18 protein-coding genes are annotated in these 23971 nt (G+C 60.8%); 12 read left to right on the forward strand and 6 right to left on the reverse strand.

Annotation, left to right across the window (positions count from 1 at the left end; translation table 11 throughout):
* Window positions 1-81: 81 nt before the first annotated feature.
* Complete coding sequence (locus tag C1719_RS07450) at window positions 82-1614, forward strand: 2-isopropylmalate synthase (RefSeq protein WP_102374526.1); 1533 nt, start codon at window positions 82-84, stop codon at window positions 1612-1614.
* Between the two features lie 297 nt (window positions 1615-1911).
* Complete coding sequence (locus tag C1719_RS07455; protein WP_102374527.1) at window positions 1912-3396, forward strand: aldehyde dehydrogenase family protein; 1485 nt, start codon at window positions 1912-1914, stop codon at window positions 3394-3396.
* A 240-nt stretch (window positions 3397-3636) separates the two neighbouring features.
* On the opposite strand, the gene C1719_RS07460 is transcribed toward C1719_RS07455, so the two are convergent.
* From C1719_RS07460 to C1719_RS07475, 4 genes are read right to left on the reverse strand one after another with little or no spacing between them, the layout of a single operon-like run.
* Window positions 3637-4452 (reverse strand): M15 family metallopeptidase, encoded by an 816-nt coding sequence (locus tag C1719_RS07460; RefSeq protein WP_102374528.1) that lies wholly within the window; start codon window positions 4450-4452, stop codon window positions 3637-3639.
* Window positions 4453-4500: 48 nt separating this feature from the next.
* Complete coding sequence (locus C1719_RS07465; RefSeq protein WP_102374529.1) at window positions 4501-5232, reverse strand: hypothetical protein; 732 nt, start codon at window positions 5230-5232, stop codon at window positions 4501-4503.
* Window positions 5229-6632, reverse strand: a complete 1404-nt coding sequence (locus tag C1719_RS07470; protein WP_102374530.1) for an ATP-binding protein — start codon at window positions 6630-6632, stop codon at window positions 5229-5231. The genes C1719_RS07465 and C1719_RS07470 overlap by 4 nt, the downstream gene beginning before the upstream one ends.
* Window position 6633: 1 nt before the next feature.
* Window positions 6634-7287 (reverse strand): response regulator transcription factor, encoded by a 654-nt coding sequence (locus C1719_RS07475; RefSeq protein ID WP_102374531.1) that lies wholly within the window; start codon window positions 7285-7287, stop codon window positions 6634-6636.
* A gap of 283 nt (window positions 7288-7570) precedes the next feature.
* Here C1719_RS07475 and C1719_RS07480 point away from each other — a divergent pair, with 283 nt between their 5' ends.
* The 9 genes from C1719_RS07480 (at window position 7571) to ribF (ending at window position 17519) form a co-directional block, all read left to right on the forward strand.
* A complete protein-coding gene (locus C1719_RS07480; protein ID WP_146007867.1) occupies window positions 7571-8593 on the forward strand; it encodes a DUF559 domain-containing protein in 1023 nt (340 codons plus the stop codon).
* A 593-nt stretch (window positions 8594-9186) separates the two neighbouring features.
* Window positions 9187-9657 carry a ribosome maturation factor RimP gene (locus C1719_RS07485; protein WP_102374533.1) on the forward strand — a complete coding sequence of 157 codons (471 nt, stop codon included), beginning with the start codon at window positions 9187-9189 and terminating at the stop codon, window positions 9655-9657.
* Between the two features lie 14 nt (window positions 9658-9671).
* Window positions 9672-10880, forward strand: coding sequence for a transcription termination factor NusA (nusA, locus tag C1719_RS07490; RefSeq protein WP_102374534.1), 1209 nt, complete (start codon window positions 9672-9674; stop codon window positions 10878-10880).
* 10 nt (window positions 10881-10890) lie between these two features.
* Entirely contained in the window at window positions 10891-11181 is a 291-nt protein-coding gene (gene rnpM / locus C1719_RS07495) for an RNase P modulator RnpM (RefSeq protein WP_102374535.1), read from the forward strand.
* Between the two features lie 14 nt (window positions 11182-11195).
* Window positions 11196-14009, forward strand: coding sequence for a translation initiation factor IF-2 (infB, locus tag C1719_RS07500; RefSeq protein WP_102374536.1), 2814 nt, complete (start codon window positions 11196-11198; stop codon window positions 14007-14009).
* Between the two features lie 101 nt (window positions 14010-14110).
* Entirely contained in the window at window positions 14111-14521 is a 411-nt protein-coding gene (gene rbfA, locus C1719_RS07505) for a 30S ribosome-binding factor RbfA (protein WP_102375975.1), read from the forward strand.
* A 1-nt stretch (window position 14522) separates the two neighbouring features.
* Window positions 14523-15602, forward strand: coding sequence for a DHH family phosphoesterase (locus tag C1719_RS07510; RefSeq protein ID WP_102375976.1), 1080 nt, complete (start codon window positions 14523-14525; stop codon window positions 15600-15602).
* A complete protein-coding gene (gene truB, locus C1719_RS07515; RefSeq protein ID WP_102374537.1) occupies window positions 15599-16612 on the forward strand; it encodes a tRNA pseudouridine(55) synthase TruB in 1014 nt (337 codons plus the stop codon). The genes C1719_RS07510 and truB overlap by 4 nt, the downstream gene beginning before the upstream one ends.
* On the forward strand, window positions 16596-17519 hold the full coding sequence (gene ribF, locus C1719_RS07520) for a riboflavin biosynthesis protein RibF (protein WP_102374538.1): 924 nt from the start codon (window positions 16596-16598) through the stop codon (window positions 17517-17519). Before truB ends, ribF begins: the two co-directional genes overlap by 17 nt.
* An 82-nt stretch (window positions 17520-17601) precedes the next feature.
* Here the strand turns inward: ribF and C1719_RS07525 are convergent, their stop codons facing one another.
* Window positions 17602-19656 (reverse strand): LTA synthase family protein, encoded by a 2055-nt coding sequence (locus tag C1719_RS07525; protein WP_102374539.1) that lies wholly within the window; start codon window positions 19654-19656, stop codon window positions 17602-17604.
* 349 nt (window positions 19657-20005) lie between these two features.
* Here C1719_RS07525 and C1719_RS07530 point away from each other — a divergent pair, with 349 nt between their 5' ends.
* A complete protein-coding gene (locus tag C1719_RS07530) occupies window positions 20006-22105 on the forward strand; it encodes a sodium-translocating pyrophosphatase (RefSeq protein ID WP_180963675.1) in 2100 nt (699 codons plus the stop codon).
* 144 nt (window positions 22106-22249) lie between these two features.
* Here the strand turns inward: C1719_RS07530 and C1719_RS07535 are convergent, their stop codons facing one another.
* Window positions 22250-23953 carry an OPT/YSL family transporter gene (locus tag C1719_RS07535; RefSeq protein WP_102374541.1) on the reverse strand — a complete coding sequence of 568 codons (1704 nt, stop codon included), beginning with the start codon at window positions 23951-23953 and terminating at the stop codon, window positions 22250-22252.
* Window positions 23954-23971: the final 18 nt, after the last annotated feature.

Genomic DNA, 23971 nt, shown 5'->3' on the forward strand with positions numbered 1-23971 from the left:
CTTGTTGAGAATTCCGAGGTGAAATCCCTTATGTTTGCTATGATTATCGAAGTAATGTTGAGCGAATAGAAAGGGCAGCTCATGACACGCAAGATCCAGATCTTCGATACGACGCTGCGCGACGGCGAACAATCGCCTGGCGCATCCATGAACACGGAAGAGAAGTTGGTTGTTGCGCGTCAGCTACTTAGGCTCAACGTGGATGTGATCGAGGCGGGATTTCCGATTTCGAGTCCGGGCGATTTCGAAAGCGTCCGCCGCATCGCCGAATTGGCAGGCGATCAGGCGACGGTCTGCGCGCTCACCCGGGCGGTCGAAAAGGATATCGATTCGGCGGCCGACGCGCTCAAGTACTGCAAGCGCCCTCGCATCCATACGGGCATCGGCGTGAGCCCGAGTCATTTGCAGGACAAGCTGCGAATCTCCGAAGAGGAGTGCCTCAAGCGCACGGCCCATTGCGTCAGCTATGCGAAGCAGTACGTTGAAGACGTGCAGTTCTACGCCGAAGACGCCGGTCGATCTGATTACGATTTCCTTGTGCGCGTTATCCAAACTGCCATCGATAACGGCGCGACGGTCGTGAACATCCCCGACACCACGGGCTATTCGCTGCCTGAGGAATTCGGGCGCCGCATCAAGTACCTCATGGACAATGTAGACGGGATCGAGAACGTAACCGTGGCAGTGCATTGCCACAACGATCTCGGCATGGCGACGGCGCTTGCGATGGAAGGCGTTAAAAACGGCGCGACGCAGATCGAGTGCACCATCAACGGCCTCGGAGAGCGTGCAGGCAACACCGCCATGGAAGAGGTTGTCATGGCGATCAAGATGCACGAACAGGAGCTTGACGCCCATACCGATGTAAACACGCGCGAATTCTTGAAGGCAAGCCGCCTCGTATCCTCGATCACAGGTATGAGCGTGCAGGCAAACAAGGCGATCGTCGGCGCCAACGCCTTCGCCCACTCGTCGGGCATCCATCAGGATGGCGTGCTCAAAAAGCGCGATACTTACGAAATCATCGATCCGGCCGATGTGGGTGCGGGGCAGAGCCAGATAGTCCTTACGGCTCGCAGTGGCCATGCGGCGCTCAAGCACCGCCTTGAAGAGCTCGGCTACGACCTCGAGGGCGAGGCGCTCGATCAGGTGTACGGAGCGTTTCTCGATCTGGCCGATAAGAAGAAGGAAGTGTACGACGAGGATCTTGAAAGCCTCGTCAATGAGCGTGATCGCAACGAAAACGCGATTTACGTGCTTGAAGGCGTGCAGATCAGCTGCGGGTTCCCGCTCACGCCGACTGCAACGGTCACGCTGCGCAATCAGGCCGACCAGGTGGTCACCGCCTGCGAGTTCGGCACGGGCCCGATCGATGCGATGTGCAAGGCCATCGACAAGATCGTACAGGTTGACAATGACCTCACCGAATTCGCGGTGCAGTCGGTTACGCGCGGCATCGATGCGCTCGGTGAAGTGACCATCCGCGTGACCGATCCCGAAGGCGCCATTTACACGGGTCGCGGCTCCGACGGCGACATCGTCGTGTCGTCGACCAAAGCGTATCTCAATGCTTTGAATCGCCTGTTGAACGACAAGAAGGAACATCGCAAGTAGGGTTTGTTCGCTGGTACGGTTGAGCTGTTGGCAATCTAGCAAGCAAAGCGATCCGCCCCTTTGGGCGGATCGTTGTTTTCCGGTTTGAAAAAGCCGTATTCGACCCTGAGAGCAAGCGGCGAAAATCGTCCTGCGAACGGCATATATGATACTACCTATGTGCCGTTTACGTGGCATTCGTAACGGTTCGCCCCCGCATCACGGCATATCCTCAAACGGGGTGTATGGTTTGCCTAACAGCTGGATTTCAGCTAGGCAGAGCGTGCTTCTGCGCGCAGACGTACGAAAGGATTCCGTATGAACAACCCTGCTCAGAGCTCCTATCAACTCTATATCGGTGGCAAATGGGTCGATTCTTCCGATGGGAAGAAACTCGATGTTTATTGTCCCGCAAACGGCGAGAAACTCTCCGAGATCGCAGATGCCACGCGCGAGGATGTCGACCGTGCGGTTGACGCCGCCTGGGAGGCTTTTGCGTCGTGGGGCAAGACCACCAAGGCGGAGCGTGCGATCATCCTGAACAAGGTTGCCGATATCATCGAAGAGAACGCCGAGCATTTCGCTATGCTCGAGACGCTTGACAACGGAAAGCCGATCCGCGAGACCCGCGCCATCGACGTTGCCTACTCCGTCGATCACTTCCGCTACTTCGCGGGCGTGCTTTTGGCTGATACCGGTGAGGCCGATATGCTTCCCGGCAATATGATGTCGCTCGTGCTCCATGAGCCCATCGGCGTCGTCGGCCAAATCGTGCCATGGAACTTCCCGTTCCTTATGGCGGCGTGGAAGCTCGCCCCCGTACTCGCTGCGGGTGACTGCACGGTGTTCAAGCCTTCCTCGACGACATCGCTTACCGTTCTCGAGCTTGCCAAGCTCACCCAGGATGTCATTCCCGCAGGCGTGTTCAACGTGGTTACGGGTCGCGGTTCGAAATCGGGGCAGTACATCCTCGAGAACCAGAAGATATCCAAGCTCGCCTTCACCGGTTCGACCGAGGTCGGCCGCGACGTTGCCCGCGCTGCGGCGGAGCGCCTGATTCCCGCAACGCTCGAGCTGGGCGGCAAATCCGCGAACATAATCTTCCCGGATGCGAAGTGGGATATGATGCTCGACGGCATTCAGCTCGGCATCCTGTTCAATCAGGGCCAGGTGTGCTGTGCCGGCAGCCGTATCTTCGTGCACGAGGATATTTACGATAAATTCGTCGAAGATGCCGTACATGCGTTCGAGAACGTGAAGGTGGGCCTTCCGTGGGAGGACGATACGCAGATGGGCAGCCAGATCGACGAAGGCCAGATGAACAAGATCCTCGACTACATCCAAATCGCGAAGGACGAGGGCGGTAAGGTTCTGGTTGGCGGCGAGCGCGCCACTGAAGGCGATCTTGCCAAAGGCGCCTTCCTCAAGCCGACGCTTCTCGAGGTTCCGAACAATTCGTGCCGCGTTGCCCAAGAAGAGATCTTCGGGCCGGTGGCCGTGGTTATCAAGTTCAAAGACGAGCAGGAAGTCATCGACATGGCCAACGACTCGGTCTACGGCCTCGGCGGTGCCGTATGGACGCGCGACATCAACCGCGCGTTCCGCGTGGCGCAAGGCGTGCAGACCGGCCGCATGTGGGTGAACACTTATAACCAGATTCCTTCGGGTGCGCCGTTCGGCGGCTACAAGGAATCCGGCATCGGCCGCGAAACCCACAAGATCATGCTCGAGCACTACACGCAGACCAAGAACATCATGATCAACCTGAGCGAGGAACCGAGCGGCTTCTATCCGGCGAAGTAGCCCTCGTCTGAAACCGCGCGTTCGCCAAGCGCGCAACCGCGTGCCGGCCTTCGGGTCGGCACGCGTGCGTTCGGGGCCGTTTGCGGGAGGCGGCGCGCGAACGGATGGCGCTTGCGACGAGCTCCACGTTAGGTTTTCGGGCGGGCCCCTTGCGCCCGCCCGCGCATCCGGAGCCTCTTTCGAATCGCACCAAACGAGAACATGCCGGGTCCCTTGCGCCCGCCCGCGCATCCGGATGCGCTAGCCGCCGATCAGAGCCAGGTACTCTTCGAGGCAAACGCCGAGTTCGCGGATCTCCTCGGCGACCTCTCTGCCGACGTAGCGGTAGTGCCACGGCTCGTAGATGATGCCGGTCACGGCGCTTTTCCCAGTGGGGTAGCGCAGAATGAACCCGAACTTTCCGCAGTGTTCGATAAGCCATTGCTGGACGGGCGTGCTCTCTTGGGTCTCGTCGAGGTTCTGGTTGTTGAGATCGACGATGTCGAGCGCAAAGCCGAGCTGGTGCTCGCTCGCGCCTGGCACGGCAACCGATTTCCCCGCCTCCGCCCGCGCGTCCTCAAGCGAAAGACCTGCGGCGAGGCCTTTTTGCACGTTGTTGGCGAAAAGGCCTTCCTGCACTTCCTTCGAGCGGTACGCCGAGCAGATGAGGGGGGAGAGCCCTGCTTCGCGGCAGGCGTCCATCATGGACATCGCCTCGGCTGTGCAGCGCTCGTCTGCATAGAAGCCCTGTTCGAGGGGCGCGAGTGCGGGCTCGTATCCTTCGGGGAGCGGGTTTTCCGCGTTGACGAGCACGAGGCTCCAATCGTTCGGGGATCCGTTGTACGTGCGGGCGGGCGATGCGGCGTCAACCGGCAGGTCCGTTTGCCGGAGGTCGCCTGCATCGGCTGTTTCTGGTGATGATGTTGCGTTTGACCCTGCGGGCGGCGCGCTGCCGATCACTCGGCTAGCCGTGGCGACCGCGCAGCCGGCGGCGAGAAGCGCGCCTGCTAAAAACCCTCTGCGGGTGATGGAGCGGCCTTGTGCGCTGCGGTAGCGAACTCGTTTTGTCGGACCCATGGAAACCGCCTTTCTCTTTCGGTATCGCTACCGTAAGAGAGCGGTTTATCAGGACGGCATCGCGAGGGCATCGTTTTGCCATCCGAGGTTGAAAAGGAGCGTTCCTTCCATCAGCAGGGCGGGAGCCGTGTACGATGCGGCCGTGTTTTCGTCGGTCCGTTTGAGCTCGATCGCGTATTCGCTCGAGAGTTCGTCGTAGAGCCCGATGCTCGCTTCAGCGGAATCGATTTCGCCGTTTTCGCGGTAGTAGGAGAGCAGGGATTCGATCTCTTCGGGCAAGCCGTCTTCCGATACGACGAGCGTCGTGTTGCCGGTCTGCAGAAAAAACGCGACCGCCTTTCCGCTCGCATCGTCGATCCAGACGCTTTCCTGCGCGTCGCCGGCGCTCTGGTTTCCCGTGCAGATCCAGACGATGCCCGAAGGTGCGCCTGTGCTCGTACCGGTGATGAGGACCGGCGATGTGTGCGCGCTGTCCGGCGCGAAAGGTTTCGCGCCGACTGCGTCGATCAGCTCTTCGGCGGCTTGCAGCGCTCCTTCCTCATCAAGGCGGACGCCTTCGGCGAGCTCCACTTCCGAGGGGCTGGATCCGAACAGATCCAACATCTGCAAAAGATCGGCCGTCTCGCCTAGCGCAAGGGCGGCGGCACCGTTGTCGCGCTCGGTGCTTTCCTGCTCGAGCTGCCGGTCGAGCGCATTCACGGCAAGCCCGGGAAGAGCCGCGCCAAGCGCGACGAGCGCTGCCGTGCAAAGCACCGCCGCAACCGATGCCATCCGTTTCATGCCGCACCTCCTTTGAGCCAGACCGTGACGATCGTTCCTTTGCCGACGGAGCTTGCGAAGCGCATGCTTCCGTTGTGGAGCGCGACGATCTCGCGGCAGAGCGCGAGCCCGAGGCCGACGCCGCCTTGGCTGCGGGAGCGCGATTTGTCGACGCGGTAGAACGCCTCCGTGAGGTGGGCGAGGGCTTCGGGAGGGATCCCGCGCCCGGTGTCGCCGATCGCGATCCTGCAGCCGTCGGGGGCCATGGCAACGCGCACGGAGAGCGTGCCGCCTGCCTCGTCCATCGCCTTGCGCGCGTTGTCGCAGAGGTTCACGAGCAGCGAGGCGACCAGGTCGGCTTCCAGAAGGCAGGTCCCTTCTTCGCATTCGCAGACGAGTGCGATTCCCTGTTCGGCGTAGATCGGCGCGAGCCGCCCTGTCAGCTCCTCGACGATCGAGGCGGGGCTTGCCGGCGCGAGGGCGATGCTCTGCCCGTGCAAGACGAGCAGGTCGAGAAGCTTGCCCGAAAGGCTTTCGAGCCGCTTTCCCTCGGTGAAGATATAGCGCGCGGCTTCGGTCAGCTCGTCCGGTTCGAGCGCTTGTTTCTGTATCAGGTCGGCGTAGCCGATGATGGATGTCATCGGGGTTTTGACCTCGTGCGCGAAACTGCCCGTGAACAGGTTCTGCCGTTCCGCTGCATCCTCGAGCTCTGCGATGGTCGATTCGAGGGCATCGGCCATCTCGTTGAAATCCCGCGCGACCCGGCCGATCTCGTCGCGCGAAGCGATGTTCGCACGGCTCGACAAGCGTCCGGCCGCGATGGAGCGGGAGGTGCGGGACAGGTCGACGAGCGGGGCGGTGAGTACCCGGGCGACCGTGTAGGATAGAAGGGCGCAGAGGACGACCATTAGGAGAAACACCTGTTGAAACGTCTGCTGCTGCGCGTCGCGCGCCTCAATGAGGGCCGAGACGTCGCGCGTCATGTCCAGATAGAGCGTCTTGCCGCTGGTCTCGAGCGCGCCGGAAAGCACCACGGCATGCTCTCCCGAGGCGGGCGCTTCGTAGCGGATCGTGCAGGTACCCGCTTCCGGGTACGTGCCGAAATGTCTGGAATGCAGGCTCGCGCCGTGCTCGTAGAGGGTGTTTTCGGCCGTCGCGAGGCGCAAGAACGTCCATCCGTTGCGGCTTTGCTCGGTGAGCTGTTTGAGCGTGCGGGCTATGTCGTCATCGCTTAAACTGCCGTTCACGTCGTCGACGACCGTGAGGGTTCCGATCACCATCTGATAGGCTCCGTATGCGGCCTCCTGCTCCTGCTCGAGCGAGCTTTGGAAGGAGAGGGCGACAAGCAGGCTTCCGCCGATGCCGAAGAGCACCGACAAAAGCCCCACCATGCAAAGCGTGATCTTCAGGCGGAAGGTCATCTTATGCCTCGAGCCGGTAGCCGACCTTGTTGACGGCGCGCAGATCGTCCTCCCAGCCGACCTTCTTGCGCAACCGCTGCACGTGGAGGTCGACCGTTTTGCTGCCGTAGCGGTACGGCTCGCCCCATACCCGCTCGTATATTGTCTCGCGGGAAAGGGCGCGCCCACGGTTCTGGGAGAACAGGACGGCGAGGTCGAATTCCTTTTTCGTCAAGCCAACCTCTTCGCCGCCTTTGCGCACGCGCATGGCGCAGGTATCGATTTCGAGGTCGCCGATCGTCGTGACGGCGTCGCTTCTTTTGCAGCGGCGCAGCACCACGTCGACCCGCGCGAGCAGCTCGGCGATCTCGAACGGCTTGACGATGTAGTCTTCGGCACCGGCTTTGAGTCCGCGGACCCGCTCGTCGAGCGCGCCTTTCGCCGTGATGAAGATGACGGGGATGTCCTTAGGCGCTATGAAGTCCATGAGTGCGTAGCCGTCGATTTCCGGCAGCATGATGTCGAGCAGCACCAAGTCGAAGCGCTCGCGCTCGATGATGTCGGCCGCGTACGCCCCGTCGGGGGCGCATATGCAGACGTAGCCTGCCTTCGAGAGGCTCAGGCGCAGCAGGTTCGAAATGGGCGGTTCGTCTTCGACAATGAGGATTTTTACCACGAAACACCTCCTGATGACACGATACCTCGTTTCGGCATCGAAACGGCAAACATCCTGAAACCGCGCAGGTTTTTGGCGTCCAGCCGGCCGGACTTCTGGATTTCGGCCTCGCGCGCGGTTCCGTCTGGGAGCTCGCGGCGCTTTTCGCCGGAAAAGGAGTCAGACCAGACCTGCCTGTAGCTCGGGATTTCATCGGATCATACCGAAACCGGAAGCGAATCAACGCTGTTCCTTACACGGAACGACACTGGGGGAGAACCGGAGTAACACCAGATCATACACTGTGAAAATAGTCGAAACAGGGCGGTCGCAGCCGTGCTATCCTGCGCGCATGGACATCGTGCTGTCGCATACAACGGCCTTGGAATTCTGGCGCTTGAAACGCTCTTCGACGTTTGCGCGCGTGCGCCCGAAGGGGATTTCCGTCTTGCCGTCGTGCGCTCCTTCCGCCGCGGAAATCGAGGCATTGCCCCTGCAGTTGGAATGGGTTCCCCTCGCGCCTTTCCACGTGCTGGTGAAAGAAGCCGCCGCCCGCCGCCGTGGCAAGCGGGTGACGGCTCACGTTTGCAGTTCGTCTTTGCCTGAAGGATCCCTTGTCAAGGTTGCCGAAGGCGTATTCGTCTGCTCTCCCGAGCTGTGCTTTCAGCAGCTTGCAAGCGTTCGGTCTTTCTCCCGTCTTGTCGAAATCGGGTTCGAGTTCTGCGGGTCCTACAGCCGCTATTCGGGAAGAACCGGATTCTACGAGCGGCGCCCGCTTACGAACGTCAAGGCGATCGAACGCCTCCTGAGAAAGACGGCGGGGACGAAAGGAAGCACCCTCGCCGCCAATGCGCTTCGGCATGTTCTCGAGGGATCCTGGTCCCCGATGGAAACGATCATGACGATGCTTTTGTGCCTTCCCATGAAGAAAGGAGGATACGGTCTGCCGACGCCTTCGATGAACTATCGGATCGACGTTTCCTCCAGCGCTCGGAAGTTTACGCCGAAAGGCTACTTCGTCTGCGATGCCTACTGGGCGGCAGCGAAGCTCGACGTTGAGTACGACAGCAACGAGCACCATCTGAAGAGGAAAGAGAAGGCGAACGATTCGGCGCGTCGAAACGCGCTTTCCGCCATGGGCATTTCCGTTATCGTCGTTACGTGGGATCAGGTGGTCGTGCGCCGATCGATGGACGAAGTTGCTAGCAGCATTGCCCGGAAGCTGGGAAGACGGCTCCGTTTGGAACGGGTCAGCGGCTCTCGCGCACAGCTCGACCTCAGGCGCGAGCTCTTAAGCTTTGCCGATTGGCGCACCTGCTCCCGGTAGCCCCGGACTTCGCCGGTGAGGCCGCATCGTCGGCGGAGTGCAAAAGATGACGTCGGCGGTGCGCAGTCGACCACACGTAAAAGATGACGTCAACGGCGGGCGGTTGCGGCGCGCAAAGGGTAAGAAGTTAGCGGGACAGAATCGGGGGGAATGTGCGAGTGGTACGCGACTGCCTGCATAAGCGGAGAAGAGGGCATCGCTTTGACCTGGTATAGGGAAGATCAGATAGCTGCAACGATATGATCTTTGGCGATCGGACGACCGTTCGGGTGTGCATTTTCCTTGATTTTGTCCCCAAAGTACCTTACCTATTTTCATCCTTGGGCTTTTGCGGCGTACAGGCGTCTTGCTGCCTTGCCTTCTTCTTGTCGTCGGTTTGCCATTCATGGGTTTGCCGGCCCGTGGCGTTTGCGAACTGTGGATTTCCCCCGAAGTTGCGTCGCTGTGCACGAAACACCTTTTCACGCTGAAAGAAATATGCTATAAATATTGATTGTCCATGCACAGGTCATATGCATGGGCGATAACATACTTTCGAACGTTAGGTGAAAGTGGGTTTATCCCGCTTTCTTTTTATCTGGGAGGTGACCTGCATGTTGACCGCAAAAGAACGAAGCTTGCTCGAAGCGCTTGAGAAGCAGGCTGCCGAGCATGGTATCGAAATCGTGACCGTCGAAGTCGTGGGGGCGAAGAAATCGCCGACCATTCGCGTTTATATAGATACACCCGAGGGCGTGAGCTTCGATGAGCTATCGAACGCCCAGGCGTGGATAAACGACATCATGGACGAACTCGACCCGTTTCCGGGCGCCTACACCCTAGAGGTGTCATCGCCTGGCATCGACCGACCGCTGCGCACGCTCGAGCACTTCGAGCGCTTTGCCGGTGAGACCGCCGTCGTCACGGCCGTTGAGCCGCAGAACGGACGCAGTAAATGGACGGGCACGCTCGCAGGCGTGCGCGGCCAGGCGATCGTCATCGATGTCGACGGCGCGCAAGAGGAGATCGAGATAGGCAACATCAAGCGAGCCCGCCTTAAGGGCGCGGTGGACTTCGGTTCGTAGGAAAGGAAAGCATCGTGGCAAGTTCGGAATTGATCGAGGCCCTGCAGGCGCTGGCTCATGAGAGGAAGATAGACGAGTTCTATCTCATCGAGCGCCTTGAGGCCTCTTTGGCTAAAAGCTATCAGCACATACTTGATCTGGAATGGGACGCTCGCGTGACGATCGACCGATCGACCGGTCAGATCTACGTGTACGAGCTCGTTCCCGTCGGCGAACCCGACGAGGAGACCGGCGAATACTCGGAGTTCGAGGAGCGCGATGTGACTCCCGACGATGTGAGCCGCATCGCTGCGCAGAACGCCAAGGGCGTCATTTCTTCGATTGTCCGCGAGGCGGGTCGCCAGAGCATCTACGAGGAATTCTCGAGCCGCGTCGGCGATCTTGTGACGGGCACCGTGCTGCAGGGCACTCCCGATTTCACGATCATCAAGATACGCGACGGCGTGGAAGCCGAGCTCCCGCACTATGACCTCAAACGCAATCCGTCCGAGCGCAACGAGCGTCCCGGAAACGAGCACTATCGTCATAACCAGCGCCTCAAGACGCTGATCATCGATGTGCGCGATCCGAATTCGGATGCACCCAAGATGCGTGGCGAGCAGGCGCGTCCCTCGATCGTGGTTTCGCGCACCCACCCCGATCTGATCCGTCGCCTTTTCGAGATCGAAGTGCCTGAAATATACGATGGCATGGTGGAGATCAAATCGATCGCCCGCGAACCGGGAGCGCGCTCGAAGATCGCCGTATCATCGCGCGAGCCCAACCTCGATCCGGTCGGCGCATGCGTCGGTCCGAAAGGCTCGCGTGTGCGCATGGTGGTCGAAGAGCTTCGCAACGAGCGCGTCGACGTGATCCAATGGGATGAGAATCCTGCTGTTTACGTATCCAACGCTCTTTCGCCGGCGAAGGTCACGCGGGTGACCATCGATGAGGACAACCACTACGCCACCGTCGTCGTTCCCGACGACCAGCTGTCGCTCGCCATAGGCAAAGAGGGTCAAAACGCCCGGCTGGCCGCTCGGCTGACCGGATGGCATATCGATATCAAGAGCGCGTCGTTCGCGGGTGAGCCGCCTGCGGTGGACAACATGCTCATCGACGAGGATCTTCCCGCTGACGAGGAGCTCGTATGCGCCCACGTCAGCGAAGATGGCGTGCGCTGCCGCAACCATGCCCGTCCGGGCAGCAGGTATTGCGGCATCCATGCGGGTGACGAAGCGTAAGCGGGAAGCGATGGCCGAGGTGCAGAACAAGCCGAAACGCCAGCGCAGCTGCATCGCCTGCGGCGGCAAGGCGGCCAAAGGCGAACTGTACCGCGTCGTGAAAACGGCTGCAGGCGTCATTGAGTTCGATGCGTCGGGCAAGGCGGCGGGCAGGGGGGCGTACGTGTGCTCCGAAGCCTGCCTCGAAAAGGCGGTTGCATCGAAAAGGCTGGGTCGGGCGCTTCGCGCGTCGCTGACCGAAGAGGATTACGAACGGGTGGCCTTGGACGTGAAGAAGGCGATCCGTGGAGCTACAGGATAGAATGAGGAGAATGTATGGCCAGCATGCGTGTACATGAGTTGGCAAAAGAATTCGGCATGTCCAGTAAGGAACTGCTCGATCGGCTTCAGGAGATGAAGATCCCTGCGAAAAGCCATGCGAGCATGCTCGCCGATGCCTATGTTGCCAAGATCAGGAAGAATCTGGAGCCTGAGATAAAGCAACGCACCGGCCAGCTCGAAGATAAAGAGGCGGCCGAGCTTGCGGAAGAGCAGCGTGCGCTGGCCGAGAGGAAGGCCGAAGAGGAGCGCAAGCGCCGCGAGGCCGTCGAAGAGGAGCGCAAGCGCCGCGAGGCCGAGCAAGCCGCACGTCGCATGGGCGGCCTTTCAGAGCAGCCTTCCGAAGACGAAAAAGATTCCGACGGCGAAGACGAATCGGGAGAGCGCGCCGCGCGTCCCGCGGCTTCGGCGTTCGAGCGTTTGGCGAGCCAGATCGAAAGCGAGAAGGAGCGCGTTGCCCGCGAGGCCGAAGAGGCGAAAGCGCGAGCCCGCGCGGCAGTGGCCGCCAAGGAGGTTGCCAAGAAGCAGGCGGTCGCCGAGGCGCTTGCGGCACGGAAATCGGGCGGCAAGGGCGCGAAGCACAGCGAGCCGGCCAAGAAGGCCCCCGTGCTCGGTGCGAAGCCGAAATCGTCGTTCGATTCGCTGCTTTCGCAGATCGAAGCCGAGAAAGCCCGCATCGAGCAGCAGAAGGCCGAGCGACAGAACGCTCCTCGGCAGGGTGCGGCGAACAATCAGCGCCAAAAGCCCCAGCGAGCCGACAAGAAGCAGGGTGGCGCAAAGCCCCAATTCCAGTCGCAACAGCAGGCCAAGCGCACGTTCGAACCCGAGGTTCCCGAACTGAACCAGCAGGCGACAAGCGAAGACCGCTACGCTCAGATGGCGGTTCAGGCCGAGAAGCTCCAGCGCGACAAAGTGCTTGCCGAAGCCCGTGCGGCCGTTGAAGCGGCGACGCAAGAAGGCGAGGGACGCCGCAAGAAGCGCAAGGAGAAGCGTGAAGCGGAAAACCGCGAGCGTCTGGAGATGGAAGCCATCGAGAAGGGACTCGATCCCACGCTCGTGCTCGACGATTCGGTCGTCGAGGTGCCCCAGGGTGCGACGGTTTCCAAATTCGCCGAACTGCTCGGCGTGCAGCCCAACGACATCATCAAGCGCCTGTTCATGCTCGGGCAGGTGCTCACGCTCACCCAGTCGATGGGCGACGATCTCATCGAACTCATCGCCGATGACATGGGCCGCAAGGTGCGCGTCGTGTCTCCGGAAGAAGAGTACGCGGTCGTTTACCATGATAGCGAAGAAGATCTGAAGCCGCGTCCGCCGGTTGTGACCGTCATGGGCCACGTCGACCACGGCAAGACCTCGCTGCTCGACGCGATCCGCCATACCGGTGTCGCCGAGGGCGAGGCGGGCGGCATCACCCAGCATATCGGCGCATCGGTTACCAATATCGACGGCCGCCAGATCACATTCATCGATACGCCCGGCCATGAGGCGTTTACGGCCATGCGCGCCCGCGGCGCTCAGGTGACCGACGTCATCGTGCTCGTGGTTGCCGCCGACGACGGCGTCATGCCGCAGACCATCGAGGCCATCAACCATGCGAAGGCGGCCGAAGTGCCGATCGTCGTGGCGGTGAACAAGATTGACAAGCCCGGAGCCAACCCCGATCGAGTGCGCCAGGAGCTCACCGAGTACGGCGTGATCCCCGAGGAGTGGGGCGGCACCAACATGTTCGTCGAAGTTTCCGCCAAGCAGAAACTTCACATTGACGATCTGCTTGAGACGATTCTGCTTCAGGCCGACGTGCTTGAACTCAAAGCGAACCCCGATACGCTTGCATCCGGCTTCGTCATCGAAGCGAATCTCGATAAGGGGCGGGGCCCTGTGGCTACGGTGCTCGTGCATCGCGGCACTCTGCGCCCCGGTGATTCCATCGTTGCGGGAGCGTCTTACGGCCGTGTCCGTGCGCTCGTGAATCCGCGTGGCACGCATGTCGACGAAGCGTATCCGGCCGACCCGGTCGAGATCCTCGGTCTCAACTCGGTTCCGACCGCAGGCGACGAGTTCCGTGTGTTCGAAGACGAGCGCGATGCCCGCAAGTTGGCTGAGGAACGCGCTTTGAGAGCGCGCCTCGCCGAGCAGGAAACCAAGTCGCATATGAGTCTCGACGATCTGTTCAGCCGCATCGAGGCGGGCAAGCAGACCGACCTGAACCTCATCGTGAAGGCGGACGTGCAGGGTTCCATCGAAGCGTTGCGCGATGCGTTTGACAAGATGGACCAATCGGAGGTTCGCATCAACATCGTGCACTCGGCGGTCGGCGGCATCACCGAAACCGACGTTACGCTGGCTTCGGCATCCGACGCGATCATCATCGGCTTCAACGTGCGCCCGACGGGCAAGTCGAAACTGCAAGCCGAGAAGGAAAAAGTCGACATTCGCCTGTACCGCGTCATCTACCAGGCGATCGAGGAGATCAATGCCGCCCGCGTCGGTCTGCTGTCGCCCGATATCGTCGAAGAGGACACCGGCATCGCCGAAGTTCGCGAGACGTTCAAGGTGCCCAAAGCCGGAACGATCGCCGGCTGCTACATCATCGAGGGCGAGATTTCGCGTGACGACAAGGTTCGCGTGGTGCGCGACGGCACCGTCGTTTTCGAAGGCACGATCGATTCGCTGCGCCGCTTCAAAGACGATGTCAAATCGGTTCGCAGCGGATACGAATGCGGTATCGGCATCACCGGTTACCAGGATATCAAGATCGGCGATACGATCGAAGGTTACAAGATCGTGGAAGTCGAGCGTACCGAGTAAGTTCGGCACGAGAAGCGTTACCATGTACCGATGGCTCGGAGTTTGCTTGCCGGGCCATCGGTTTTTCCCATAACCTCTTCTTTCGAAAGGAGATGGATGCCATGAAGCAGAGTTCATCCAACAGGAAGGTGAACGAGCAGGCGAGAGAGGTCATCGCGAGCATTCTTCTGTTCGAGATATCCGACCCGCGTCTGACCCTCGTTACGATCACGGGCTGCGAAGTGAGCTACGATCGCAGCGTCTGCAACGTATACTACACAACCGAGCCGGAGCGCTACGAAGCCGTTGCCGACGCATTCGCCAAGGCGGCGGGCCGCATTCGCTCGCTTATGGCAAAGGAGCTTTCGTGGCGCGTTGCGCCCGAGCTGCGCTTCATGCTCGATAAGAGCGTCGACGAAGCGGAGCGTATCGCGACTGCCCTGCAGCGCGACGCCGCGCGCAATGCAGCGAGCGAGCGGGCCGATGCCGGCGAAGAGATCGATGGCGACACCTGCGATGCGGGGGATGAATAGCGTGGCTGTGACGTCGCAGACGAATGCCGATCTGGCCGCAATAGCAGAGGTGCTGCGCGGTGCCGAGAGTTTTGCCGTGTGCGGCCATGTGGGACCCGACGGCGATTGCCTCGGATCGCAGCTTGTCGTGTACCACGCTCTGAAGGCTTTGGGAAAGAACGTGACCTGCCTGCTTGCAAAGGCCGACCCGATCGAGACCGGACTGCTTTTTTTGCCGGGGGTAGACGATATGGTCGTTGCGGCCGACTACGACGGGAAGCCCGATGTGTTCGTTGCGCTCGATGTGCCAACCGTCGAGCGCATCGGAGACGACGCGGCGGCCGTGCAGGCGGCATGTCCTGTTACGGTCACGATCGACCACCATGCAAGCGAAACGACCATGTCGGCCTACACGTACGTCGATCCCGATGCGGCCGCTACGGCCATGCTGGTTTGGGAGCTTGCGGCGCTTCTCGGCGTCGAGCGTACGCCCGAAATCGCGACGTGCGCCTACACGGGCCTCGTTACCGATACGGGGCGCTTCCAATTCCAAAATACCGATAAGGCCGCCTTCGCTTCTGCGTTCGAGATGGTGGCGGCGGGAGCCGATCCGGCAGCCGTTGCCCGCGAGGTGTTCCAGAACCGCTCTGTCGCTTCGCTCGAACTCGAGCGCATCATGCTGTCCCGAATGCGATCCTCATTCGGCGGGGCTTACGTGTCGAGCTATCTGACGCGCGCCGATTTCGACGAGGTCGGCGCGGTGAAAACCGATGCCGAGCCGCTTATCAACACCATTCGCGCCATAACGGGAGTTCGCGTAGCTTGCATCCTGCGCGAGGAACCTGAGCACATTCGCGGCAGCTTCCGCGCAAAGGACGATACGGATGTGGCGGCAATCGCTAACGCGATGGGCGGCGGCGGACACAGAGCCGCAGCTGGTTTCACGCTTCGCGAGCCGCTCGACCAGGCGATAAAACGCGTCGACGCCGTCGTCGCCGCAGCGCTCGGCGTGGACGATGACGAACGTTGTGCGGAGGCTTGCGGCCAGACGGAGGCGGCGCGGGTTGCCGATGCATCGAATACGGAGGCTGTTCGTCTGTGAAACGCGGTGCATCGGGGCTTTCCCTAGTCGTAGGAATCAACAAACCGGCCGGCATGAGTTCTCACGACGTGGTGAACCGCTGCCGGCGTATTTTCGGCGAGCGCCGGGTAGGGCACACCGGGACTCTCGACCCTTTGGCGAAAGGCGCGCTGCTCATCTGCGTCGGCCCGGCGACCAGGCTCGACTCGTATCTTACCGAGCACGACAAGCGCTACCGCTTTCGCGTATCGTTCGGCATCGGAACCGATACCGACGATGCGGGCGGTGAAATCATCAAACGGGGCGATGCTCCCGTTTGCGTGCTCGACGACGAGTATGCAGAACGGTTCGTCGCTGCGCTCGTCGGCAAGCACAAGCAGATGCCGCCGGTGTACTCGGCCATCAAGGTCGATGGCGAACGTTCGTACAAAGCGGCGCGTGAGGGAAAGATCATCGATCTGGCTCCGCGCGATATCGAGATTTACGAAGCGGAGCTCGAGCGCGTTGTTGCGGCAGGCGAAGACGGCCTTCCCGCATGGGACGTCTCCGTGTGGGTTTCGAAGGGCACTTACATCCGCTCGCTTGCCCGTGATATCGGCAACATGATAGGGTGTCCTGCATACGTCAGCATGCTCGAGCGGACATGCGCAGGCGCGCTCGATCTGGCCGAGTGTGTGACGCTCGAGATGCTTGAGAAGCGCGGTGAAGCGGCGGCACTCGATCCGGTAAGGCTTTTGGGATTCCGATTCCTGTTCGCAGACGGCAATGTTGCCGCTGCGGTGTCCAACGGCTCGCTTCTTCTCGCTGAGAGCTGTACGGTATTCGAGCGAAGGCGGGCCGGTATCGCGGCTGAGCTGTGCGCATGCACGGCAGGCGTCAGGCAGAGTGAAAAACCGTTAACGTCCGGCGAGGTTATCTCGGTGATCGCCGAGAACAAGCTGGTTGCACTGTACGAGTACGATGGGATGCGCAACGCGTTGAAGCCGCGGTGCGTGTTCGCTATGGGGGTATCACGTGGCAGAGATTTTTAAATGTGACGAGATGTTCGACCATTCGTTCTTTACATGGTCGTCGTGCGCGTTCGGCGTGTTCGACGGAGTGCATCGCGGCCATCAGTACCTGCTTTCCTGCGCGCAGGAAACAGCGCGCAAAAACGGGGGAGCGAGCGTGGCGCTCACGTTTGACATCGATCCCGACGAGGTATTCCATCCCGAACGCCTTAAAAAGCTCATGACCAACGAGGAGCGTATCAAGACGCTTTCGGAAAGCGGGGTCGACGCGGTGGTCGTGCTGCCGTTCACGCAGCGCTTCTCGGCATCGAGCCCCGAAGATTTTCTCCTGAACACCTTCAACGGCCATGCCCCTTCGTATCTGCACGTCGGGTACGACTTCAGGTTCGGCGCGCGGGCGAAGGGCACGGTCAAGGAGCTCGCAAACTGGGCTCGGGATGCCGGAACGGAAGTATGCGCCCATGATCTGAAAAGCGCTGACGGGGCACCTATTACGGCGACGCGCATCCGGCTGCTTCTGGGCGACAACGACATCATCGAAGCCAACAAGCTGTTGGGCAGGCCGTATTATCTGGTCGGTACCGTGCAGCAAGGTCGGGGCGAGGGTCAGGAGTTCGGGTTCAGGACGGCGAATCTCAAGGTTCCCTCTCAGCTCCAGGCGTTGGGAGCCGGCGTATACGGAGCCTATGCGCACGTCGATGGGATGCGCTACAAAGCCGCCGTGTCGGTGGGCGTCTCTCCGGTGTTCGCCGATAAGACGGACGCAACGTGCGAAGCCCATCTGCTGGATTTCGAGGGCGATCTGTACGGCAAGGCGATCAAGGTCGAATTCCTCCACTTTCTGCGCCCCATGATCAAGTTCGAGACCATCGACGAGCTCATCGCCACCGTCAACGGCAATATTGCTTGGGTTAGGGGAAACATGTAAGATCGGGCGCACCGCACCCGGTTTCCAGCGTCGCGGCCGGCAACAACGCGATCCGAGGTTCGGATGCACGGTGTGCGGTTTTCTACGATCCGAACAGGATGTCGTACTGAACGATCGCCATTCGGGCAAGAGCGGCTGATGCTTCGTCGGCGGGATCGTCGTGGCGTTCGTCGATCCAGCGCCACGTTCCCTGCGCGTCGAGATATCCGTTGATGTTGACGGCTGGAAGGACGGCCTGCGAGTCGAGCAGGAAGCTGTGGTAGGGATCGAGTGGAAGCCCCGCTGCGGCAATCATGTGCGCCCCAAGGTAGTTGAGGCTCATATCGGTCGAATCGGGATAGAGGGGCCGTTCGAGCTGTTCCAGGTCGGGTTCGGTGGATTCCGCAAGGAGCGAACCGCTTCGTGCTGGTGCTTCGCTTGTTTCGAAATTGGTCCAAATGAGGTAGGGTACCTCGTAGCGGGCCTGTACTTCCCCAAGCGTGAAATCTGCGACATCCTTGTCGAAGGCGAGGCTTGACAGCCAATCGGAGAAACCCGGTTGATGGTCGCCGAACAGGCACAGCACCACGGGCCGATCGAGTTTTGCGAGCGATTCGATCAGGTATTGCAGATCGAGGTCGGATTGCCTGATGCAGCTCGCAAATTCCTCGAGCTCGTCGGTGCGATCCGAATCGAGCGGTACCTCGAGGGCCATTTCGTCGGGGATGAGCCCCGTGTCGTAGCCGCCGTGGTTCTGCAGCGTTACGTCGAAGATGAATTGCGGCGCGTCGCTTTGGCCTATCAGCTGCAGGATGGCATCGTAGGTTGCCTTGTCGGTCGTGAAGCCCCGCAGCGTATCGGCGCCCTCGAAGGCCGTGACGTCGAGGAACCGGTCGAATCCCAGCTGTCGGTAGACGGTATCGCGTCGCCAATTGGTCGCATCGGCCGGATGGATCGCCGTGGTTTCGTACCCGAGCGATTTGAAATAGGTTGCAAGATTGTCCGTGCCGTCGAGATCGTAGAGCATGTAGGGGTAGACGCCGGCGCCGAGGTTCCCCATGCTCGTTGCCGTGAGGAATTCGAATTCGCTGTTGCAGGTGCCTGCTCCCAGCGCCGATGCGTAAGCGGTGCCTTTGAGATAGGCATCGGATATGGAATTGAAATACTCGGGTCCGTCGTAGGCGTCCGACAGGTTGGGGTAGCGCGAAAGGTCCGAAAACGTCTCGTTCATGATGGCGATCACGATGGGCTTTTCCTCGTCGGGGATATCGGCGCGAGAGCCGTCCTCGCTTTCGTAGGCGGCGAGGATTTCGGCGGCGGCAGCGCTCGAATATCCGTCCGGCTCGGCGGGATTGAGATCCTGCACCCGTTTCAGGAAGCAGAGAACGGAGCCCTGTTGGGCATAAGAATCCGACGCGGCCCATCCGTCAACCTGGCAGCCGTAGGCTTTTTCTATGTCGAAATTGGAAAACCAGAATCCGAACGCGACCACGCACGCTGCCGCAACGGCGGCGTTGGCCGCGCTCCGCTTGACGGCGAACTTCGTTTTCGGAAGAAACAAAACCAAAGCGATGCCGCAGGCCAAGGCAGCGAAGGCAATAGCGACGCTGTCGTTGACGGCGTAGGTGTATCCGCCGCCCACCGCAGCCGCTGTACTCAGCGCGAACAGATCGGCTGGAAGGACGGGCTGTCCCTTGAATGCGATGACGAAGTAATTTGCAGTGCCGGCGATGAAGCAGGCGGCGAGAAACGCGATCGCCGCCGTTTTCGTCTGCTGACCGGCGAAATAGACGATGCAGAACAAGACGGCGATGACGCAGAGGTTGACGAAGGTGTAGTATGCGCCGATGTCGAAAAGCGCCGGGTTGTAGGGCTTTTCGAACAAGTAGAAGGCGAGAAGCACGAGTGCGCCGAGCACGAAGGGTTTCGCGCGCACGACGATGCGCTCGTATCGGCCGAGAACTCGAGGTCGAAGCGCCAGCGCGGCAATGAGCGCTACGAATACGGCGATGACCGAAGGTGTCGTCCAGGAGCTCTCGTGAATGACGAAACCTGCGGCATCGAACGCGCAGTAAGCGGCAAGAAGGACGAAGAACGAGACGACGCTCGCTTTGGTGGCCTTGTCCCATGGTGCCGTGAGGGACTTGATGCATTCCATGATGTGCGAAACTCCAACGTATCGACAGTGCGCGGTCGAGCTTAAGCGCTGCGGTAATCTATTACTATATCCGTTTCGATTATAGCAGATTCGAGTACAGCCTCATCCGAACACCGCAAACGGCGCCTGCGTATCATCTTGAGGGAGTAGGTGTGTGCGGTAATCCGCCCGCTATTCGCCGCGTCGGGCTCCCGCGCGGTCGAAAAATGCCCCGTTGTCAGTTCCCGAGCAGGTGCAAATACCCTAGAATGGGCAGAGTGCATTCTTCCGGCCTCGATGCCCGGCCCGAAGAATCCATGAAACTGTAAGACAAATCAAGGAGGAACAAGTGACCGTCCAAGTCGCATGGATGGCCCCCATCTGCGCTCTCATAGGCATATGCATGGCGGGCTACCTCGGGTCGTGGGTTCTGAAACAAGATCCCGGTCCGGAAAAGATGAACAACATCTCGCTGAAGATCCAGCAGGGTGCGAAGGCGTTTCTGATGAGCGAGTACAAGCTGCTCGTCATCTTCATGGTTATCGTGGCCGTCGTTATGGCCGTGGCCCTCTCGCCGATCACGGCCGTGGCATTCGTCACGGGCGGAATCCTTTCGGCGCTTGCGGGTTATATCGGCATGCATGTTGCCACGCGCGCCAATACCCGTACTGCGTATGCAGCTGAGGAAAGCGTTGCCAAAGCCTTGAACATTTCGTTCAAATCGGGCTTGACCATGGGGCTTTCCGTCGCTTCGTTTGCGTTGCTCGGCCTTTCGCTGTGGCTTTTGCTGCTTGTGTTCGGAGTCGACACGTTCGATCTCATGCACGAGCATGTGGGCATGGTCGAGGGCTTTGCGACCGGCGCCTCGGCGGTTGCTCTTTTCGCCCGCGTCGGCGGCGGCATCTACACTAAAGCTGCCGATGTCGGAGCCGACCTCGTGGGCAAAGTCGAAGCGGGCATTCCCGAGGACGACCCTCGCAATCCTGCGACCATCGCCGACAACGTGGGAGACAACGTGGGAGACGTGGCCGGCATGGGCGCCGACCTGTTCGAGTCCTACACCGGCTCTATTCTCGCTCCGACCATCCTCGCGGTGACCTTCGGCGCACTCGGTTACTTCGGCGCGGTGGGCACCGTCGATGCGACGTGGGCCGTCGTCGTCCCGTTGATGATCGCTGCGTGCGGCATCATCACGTCGATCATCGGACTGTTCGCGGTTCGCACCAAGGAAGGCTCCGAGCTGCACAAGGCGCTCAACCGCGGCACCTACGTGGCTGCCGGCATCGAAATCATCGCCATCTTCGTGATCTTCTTCATCTGGAACGGCCAGAGCGCGAACCAGCCCATCTGGCTGTTCGGATCGGTTCTCTGCGGCCTCGTCGCAGGTCTGCTTATCGGCAAGACGACCGAGTACTTCTGCTCGGATCACTACAAGCCCGTCCATCAGATCGCCGAGGCGTCTGAAACGGGTCCCGCCACCAACATCATCCAGGGCCTTTCGACGGGCATGCTCTCCACGATCATCCCGATCCTGCTCGTTGCGTTCGCCATCATCGGCGCCTACGCATGCGGCAACATGGCGTTCGCCAACATCGTGACCCCCGAGGGCGGCATTGCGGTCGGCCTGTTCGGCGTTGCGCTCGCCGCGACCGGCATGCTTTCCAACACCGCCATCACCGTCGGCGTGGATGCCTACGGCCCCGTTGCCGACAACGCGGGCGGCATCGCCGAAATGGCCGGCCTTCCCGAAGAAGTGCGCGAACGCACCGACTCGCTCGATGCGGTCGGCAACACGACTGCCGCAATCGCCAAGGGCTTCGCGATCGCAAGCGCGGGCCTGTCCGCCATCTCGCTGTTCGTCTCCTATCAGGCGACCATGCATCATTCGATTCCGAACTTCGAGCTCACGCTCACGGATCCGCTCATCATCGCAGGCATCTTCATCGGTGCGATGATACCGTTCATGTTCGCTGCTTTGACGATGGGCGCCGTATCCCGTGCTGCTCATGCGATGGTCGAAGAGGTTCGCCGTCAATTCCGGGAAATCAAGGGCATCATGGAGTTCAAGGCCGAGCCCGAGTACGACAAGTGCGTGGCCATCTCCACCAATTCGGCATTGCGCGAGATGATGCTCCCGGGCATTCTCGCCATCGTGATCCCTGTGGTCATCGGGTGCTTCAACCCGGCTATGCTCGGCGGCTTTTTGGCCGGTGCCGTGGCAACGGGCATGCTGCTCGCGATCTTCATGTCGAATGCGGGCGGTGCGTGGGATAACGCCAAGAAGTACATCGAGGGCGGCGCGCATGGCGGCAAGGGCTCGGAGGCCCATAAGGCCGCCGTTGTCGGCGACACCGTCGGCGATCCGTTCAAGGATACGTCCGGTCCGTCGATGAACATCCTCATCAACCTTATGACTATAGTGTCCCTGACGTTCACCCCGCTGTTTATCGCCATCCAGACGATGCTGTAGGGCGTTCGCATCCGCCGAAGCACGCTTGCGCCCAGCGGATGCGCATCTGCGCCAAGCGTTTGCGCATGCAAGAAGAAACGGCTCGGAGCCTTCGCGGTTCCGAGCCGTTTTCCTGTGGACGCGAGCAGCTGTTCTCGCTTGCTGCTACAATCCCAGTCCCATGGTGACTGAAGCGAATGCGACGAGCACGCCGACCACCGATTCGCCGCCGAGCAGGCCCGATGCGGCTACCAATCCGGTTTCTTCCTGCTCCTTCTTTCTATCGGAGGCTTCATCGGCTGGGAGTTTTGCGCGGCGGCGTTTGCAGACGGCATCGTATCCGACTTTCGCCATGGCGCCCAGAAACGCGGTGAAGGACATGTAGAAGGGCAGGTAGATACCCAGGCCCAGCATCATGACCGGCAGGCCGAGCAGGTAGAGCGCGCATCCGGCGATAAGGCCGATGGCGAACGCGGGTACCGAGGGTATGCCCGATACCATCGTGGCGACCACCGACGCCTGGGCGGCAACGAACGTGCCTTGCGTGCCGAACGCATCGGCGCCGTATGCGCTCACTAAAACGAACAGCACGGCAACGGCGACAAGCGCGCCGAGCACGCCGCCGATGGCCTGGCCGATCCACTGGGCCTTCGGATCGGTGCCGAGCACGTGTCCCGCTTTGAAGTCGTTCATGACATCGCCCGCAAGGCCGCAGGCGACTGCGATGACTCCCGCAACGAAGAAAAGCTGCACCTGCGCGACGTTCGACGCGGCGGCAACGATGAGCAGTACGATGAGGCCGAATATCTCCATGGGGTCGATGCCCGTTTGGCCCACGCTTTGGGCTCCCATGGCGGTGGTGACCCAAGCAAGCAGTACGACGATGGCGCTCGCGAGCGGGTCGAGTCGGAGCCCGAAGCATAGAAGCAACGCAACTGCGGCAACGGCGAGTGCGATGGCTCCCGCCGTCCAGCGCATGCGCCGCTTGCGGCTCTCGGGCTGCCCGGCAGCTGCGGGCGTCGTCGGTTTGAGAGGCGCCGGCGAGGCCGATGTCGCCTTGATCAAGCCGATCGCCTTCGGAAGGATGTTCTTGAGAATGGCGCCGATGCCGCATCCCATCATGGCGCCCATGCCGAGGCTGGCGGTGATGCCCTGACCGGTCGCTGTATCCCACAGGCCGAGTCCGCTGCCGCCGACGATGATTCCAAAGTTTCCGATTATCGCCCCGACGAACCACACGACGACTGAGGCGGTTCCAACGAGAAAGCCCACGGCAAGCAGCATGGGGGAGTTGTAGATGCCGAACGCCACGCCCGGTATCGAAACCGATCCGAACAGCATGGCGGGTATCATGCCGAACCAGTCGCGCAGCGCCGTGTAGATGCCCGCAAGCGCCATCGACCCGAACAGTTTCTTGCCGGTTTTTCCGCCGCTGTTTCCCGCTATGAGCGTTTGGGCTGCCGCCTGTCCGATGGGGTACTCGAGATCGGCATCCTCGATGAAGTGCTTGCGCAGAACCGCAGTGCATATAAGCCCGAGGATTACGCCCGAAAGCGCCACAATGAGCATTTCCCACCAGTTGACGTCGTTCGCCTTGGTGATGATCCAGATGCCGGGAATGGTGAATGCGAGTCCTCCCGCAACCATGGCTCCAGCCGACATGATCGTATGCGTGACATTGGCTTCGTGCAGATTCGTGTTCCCGAGTGCTTTGAGGAAAAACAGGGAGATGATTGCGGCGAAGATGATAGGCCAGGGGAGCGCGCCCATCTTGAGGGCGGTATAGGCCGATGCCGCGGTGATGATCGCGCAGCCGACGCATCCTATGGCGATGCCGCGCGCGGTCAACTGACCTTTCGCAGGGTTCATGATGCAAAGCTCCTTCTC

It is taken from the genome of Raoultibacter massiliensis, assembly GCF_900199545.1.
GTDB classification, from domain to species: Bacteria; Actinomycetota; Coriobacteriia; order Coriobacteriales; family Eggerthellaceae; genus Raoultibacter; species Raoultibacter massiliensis.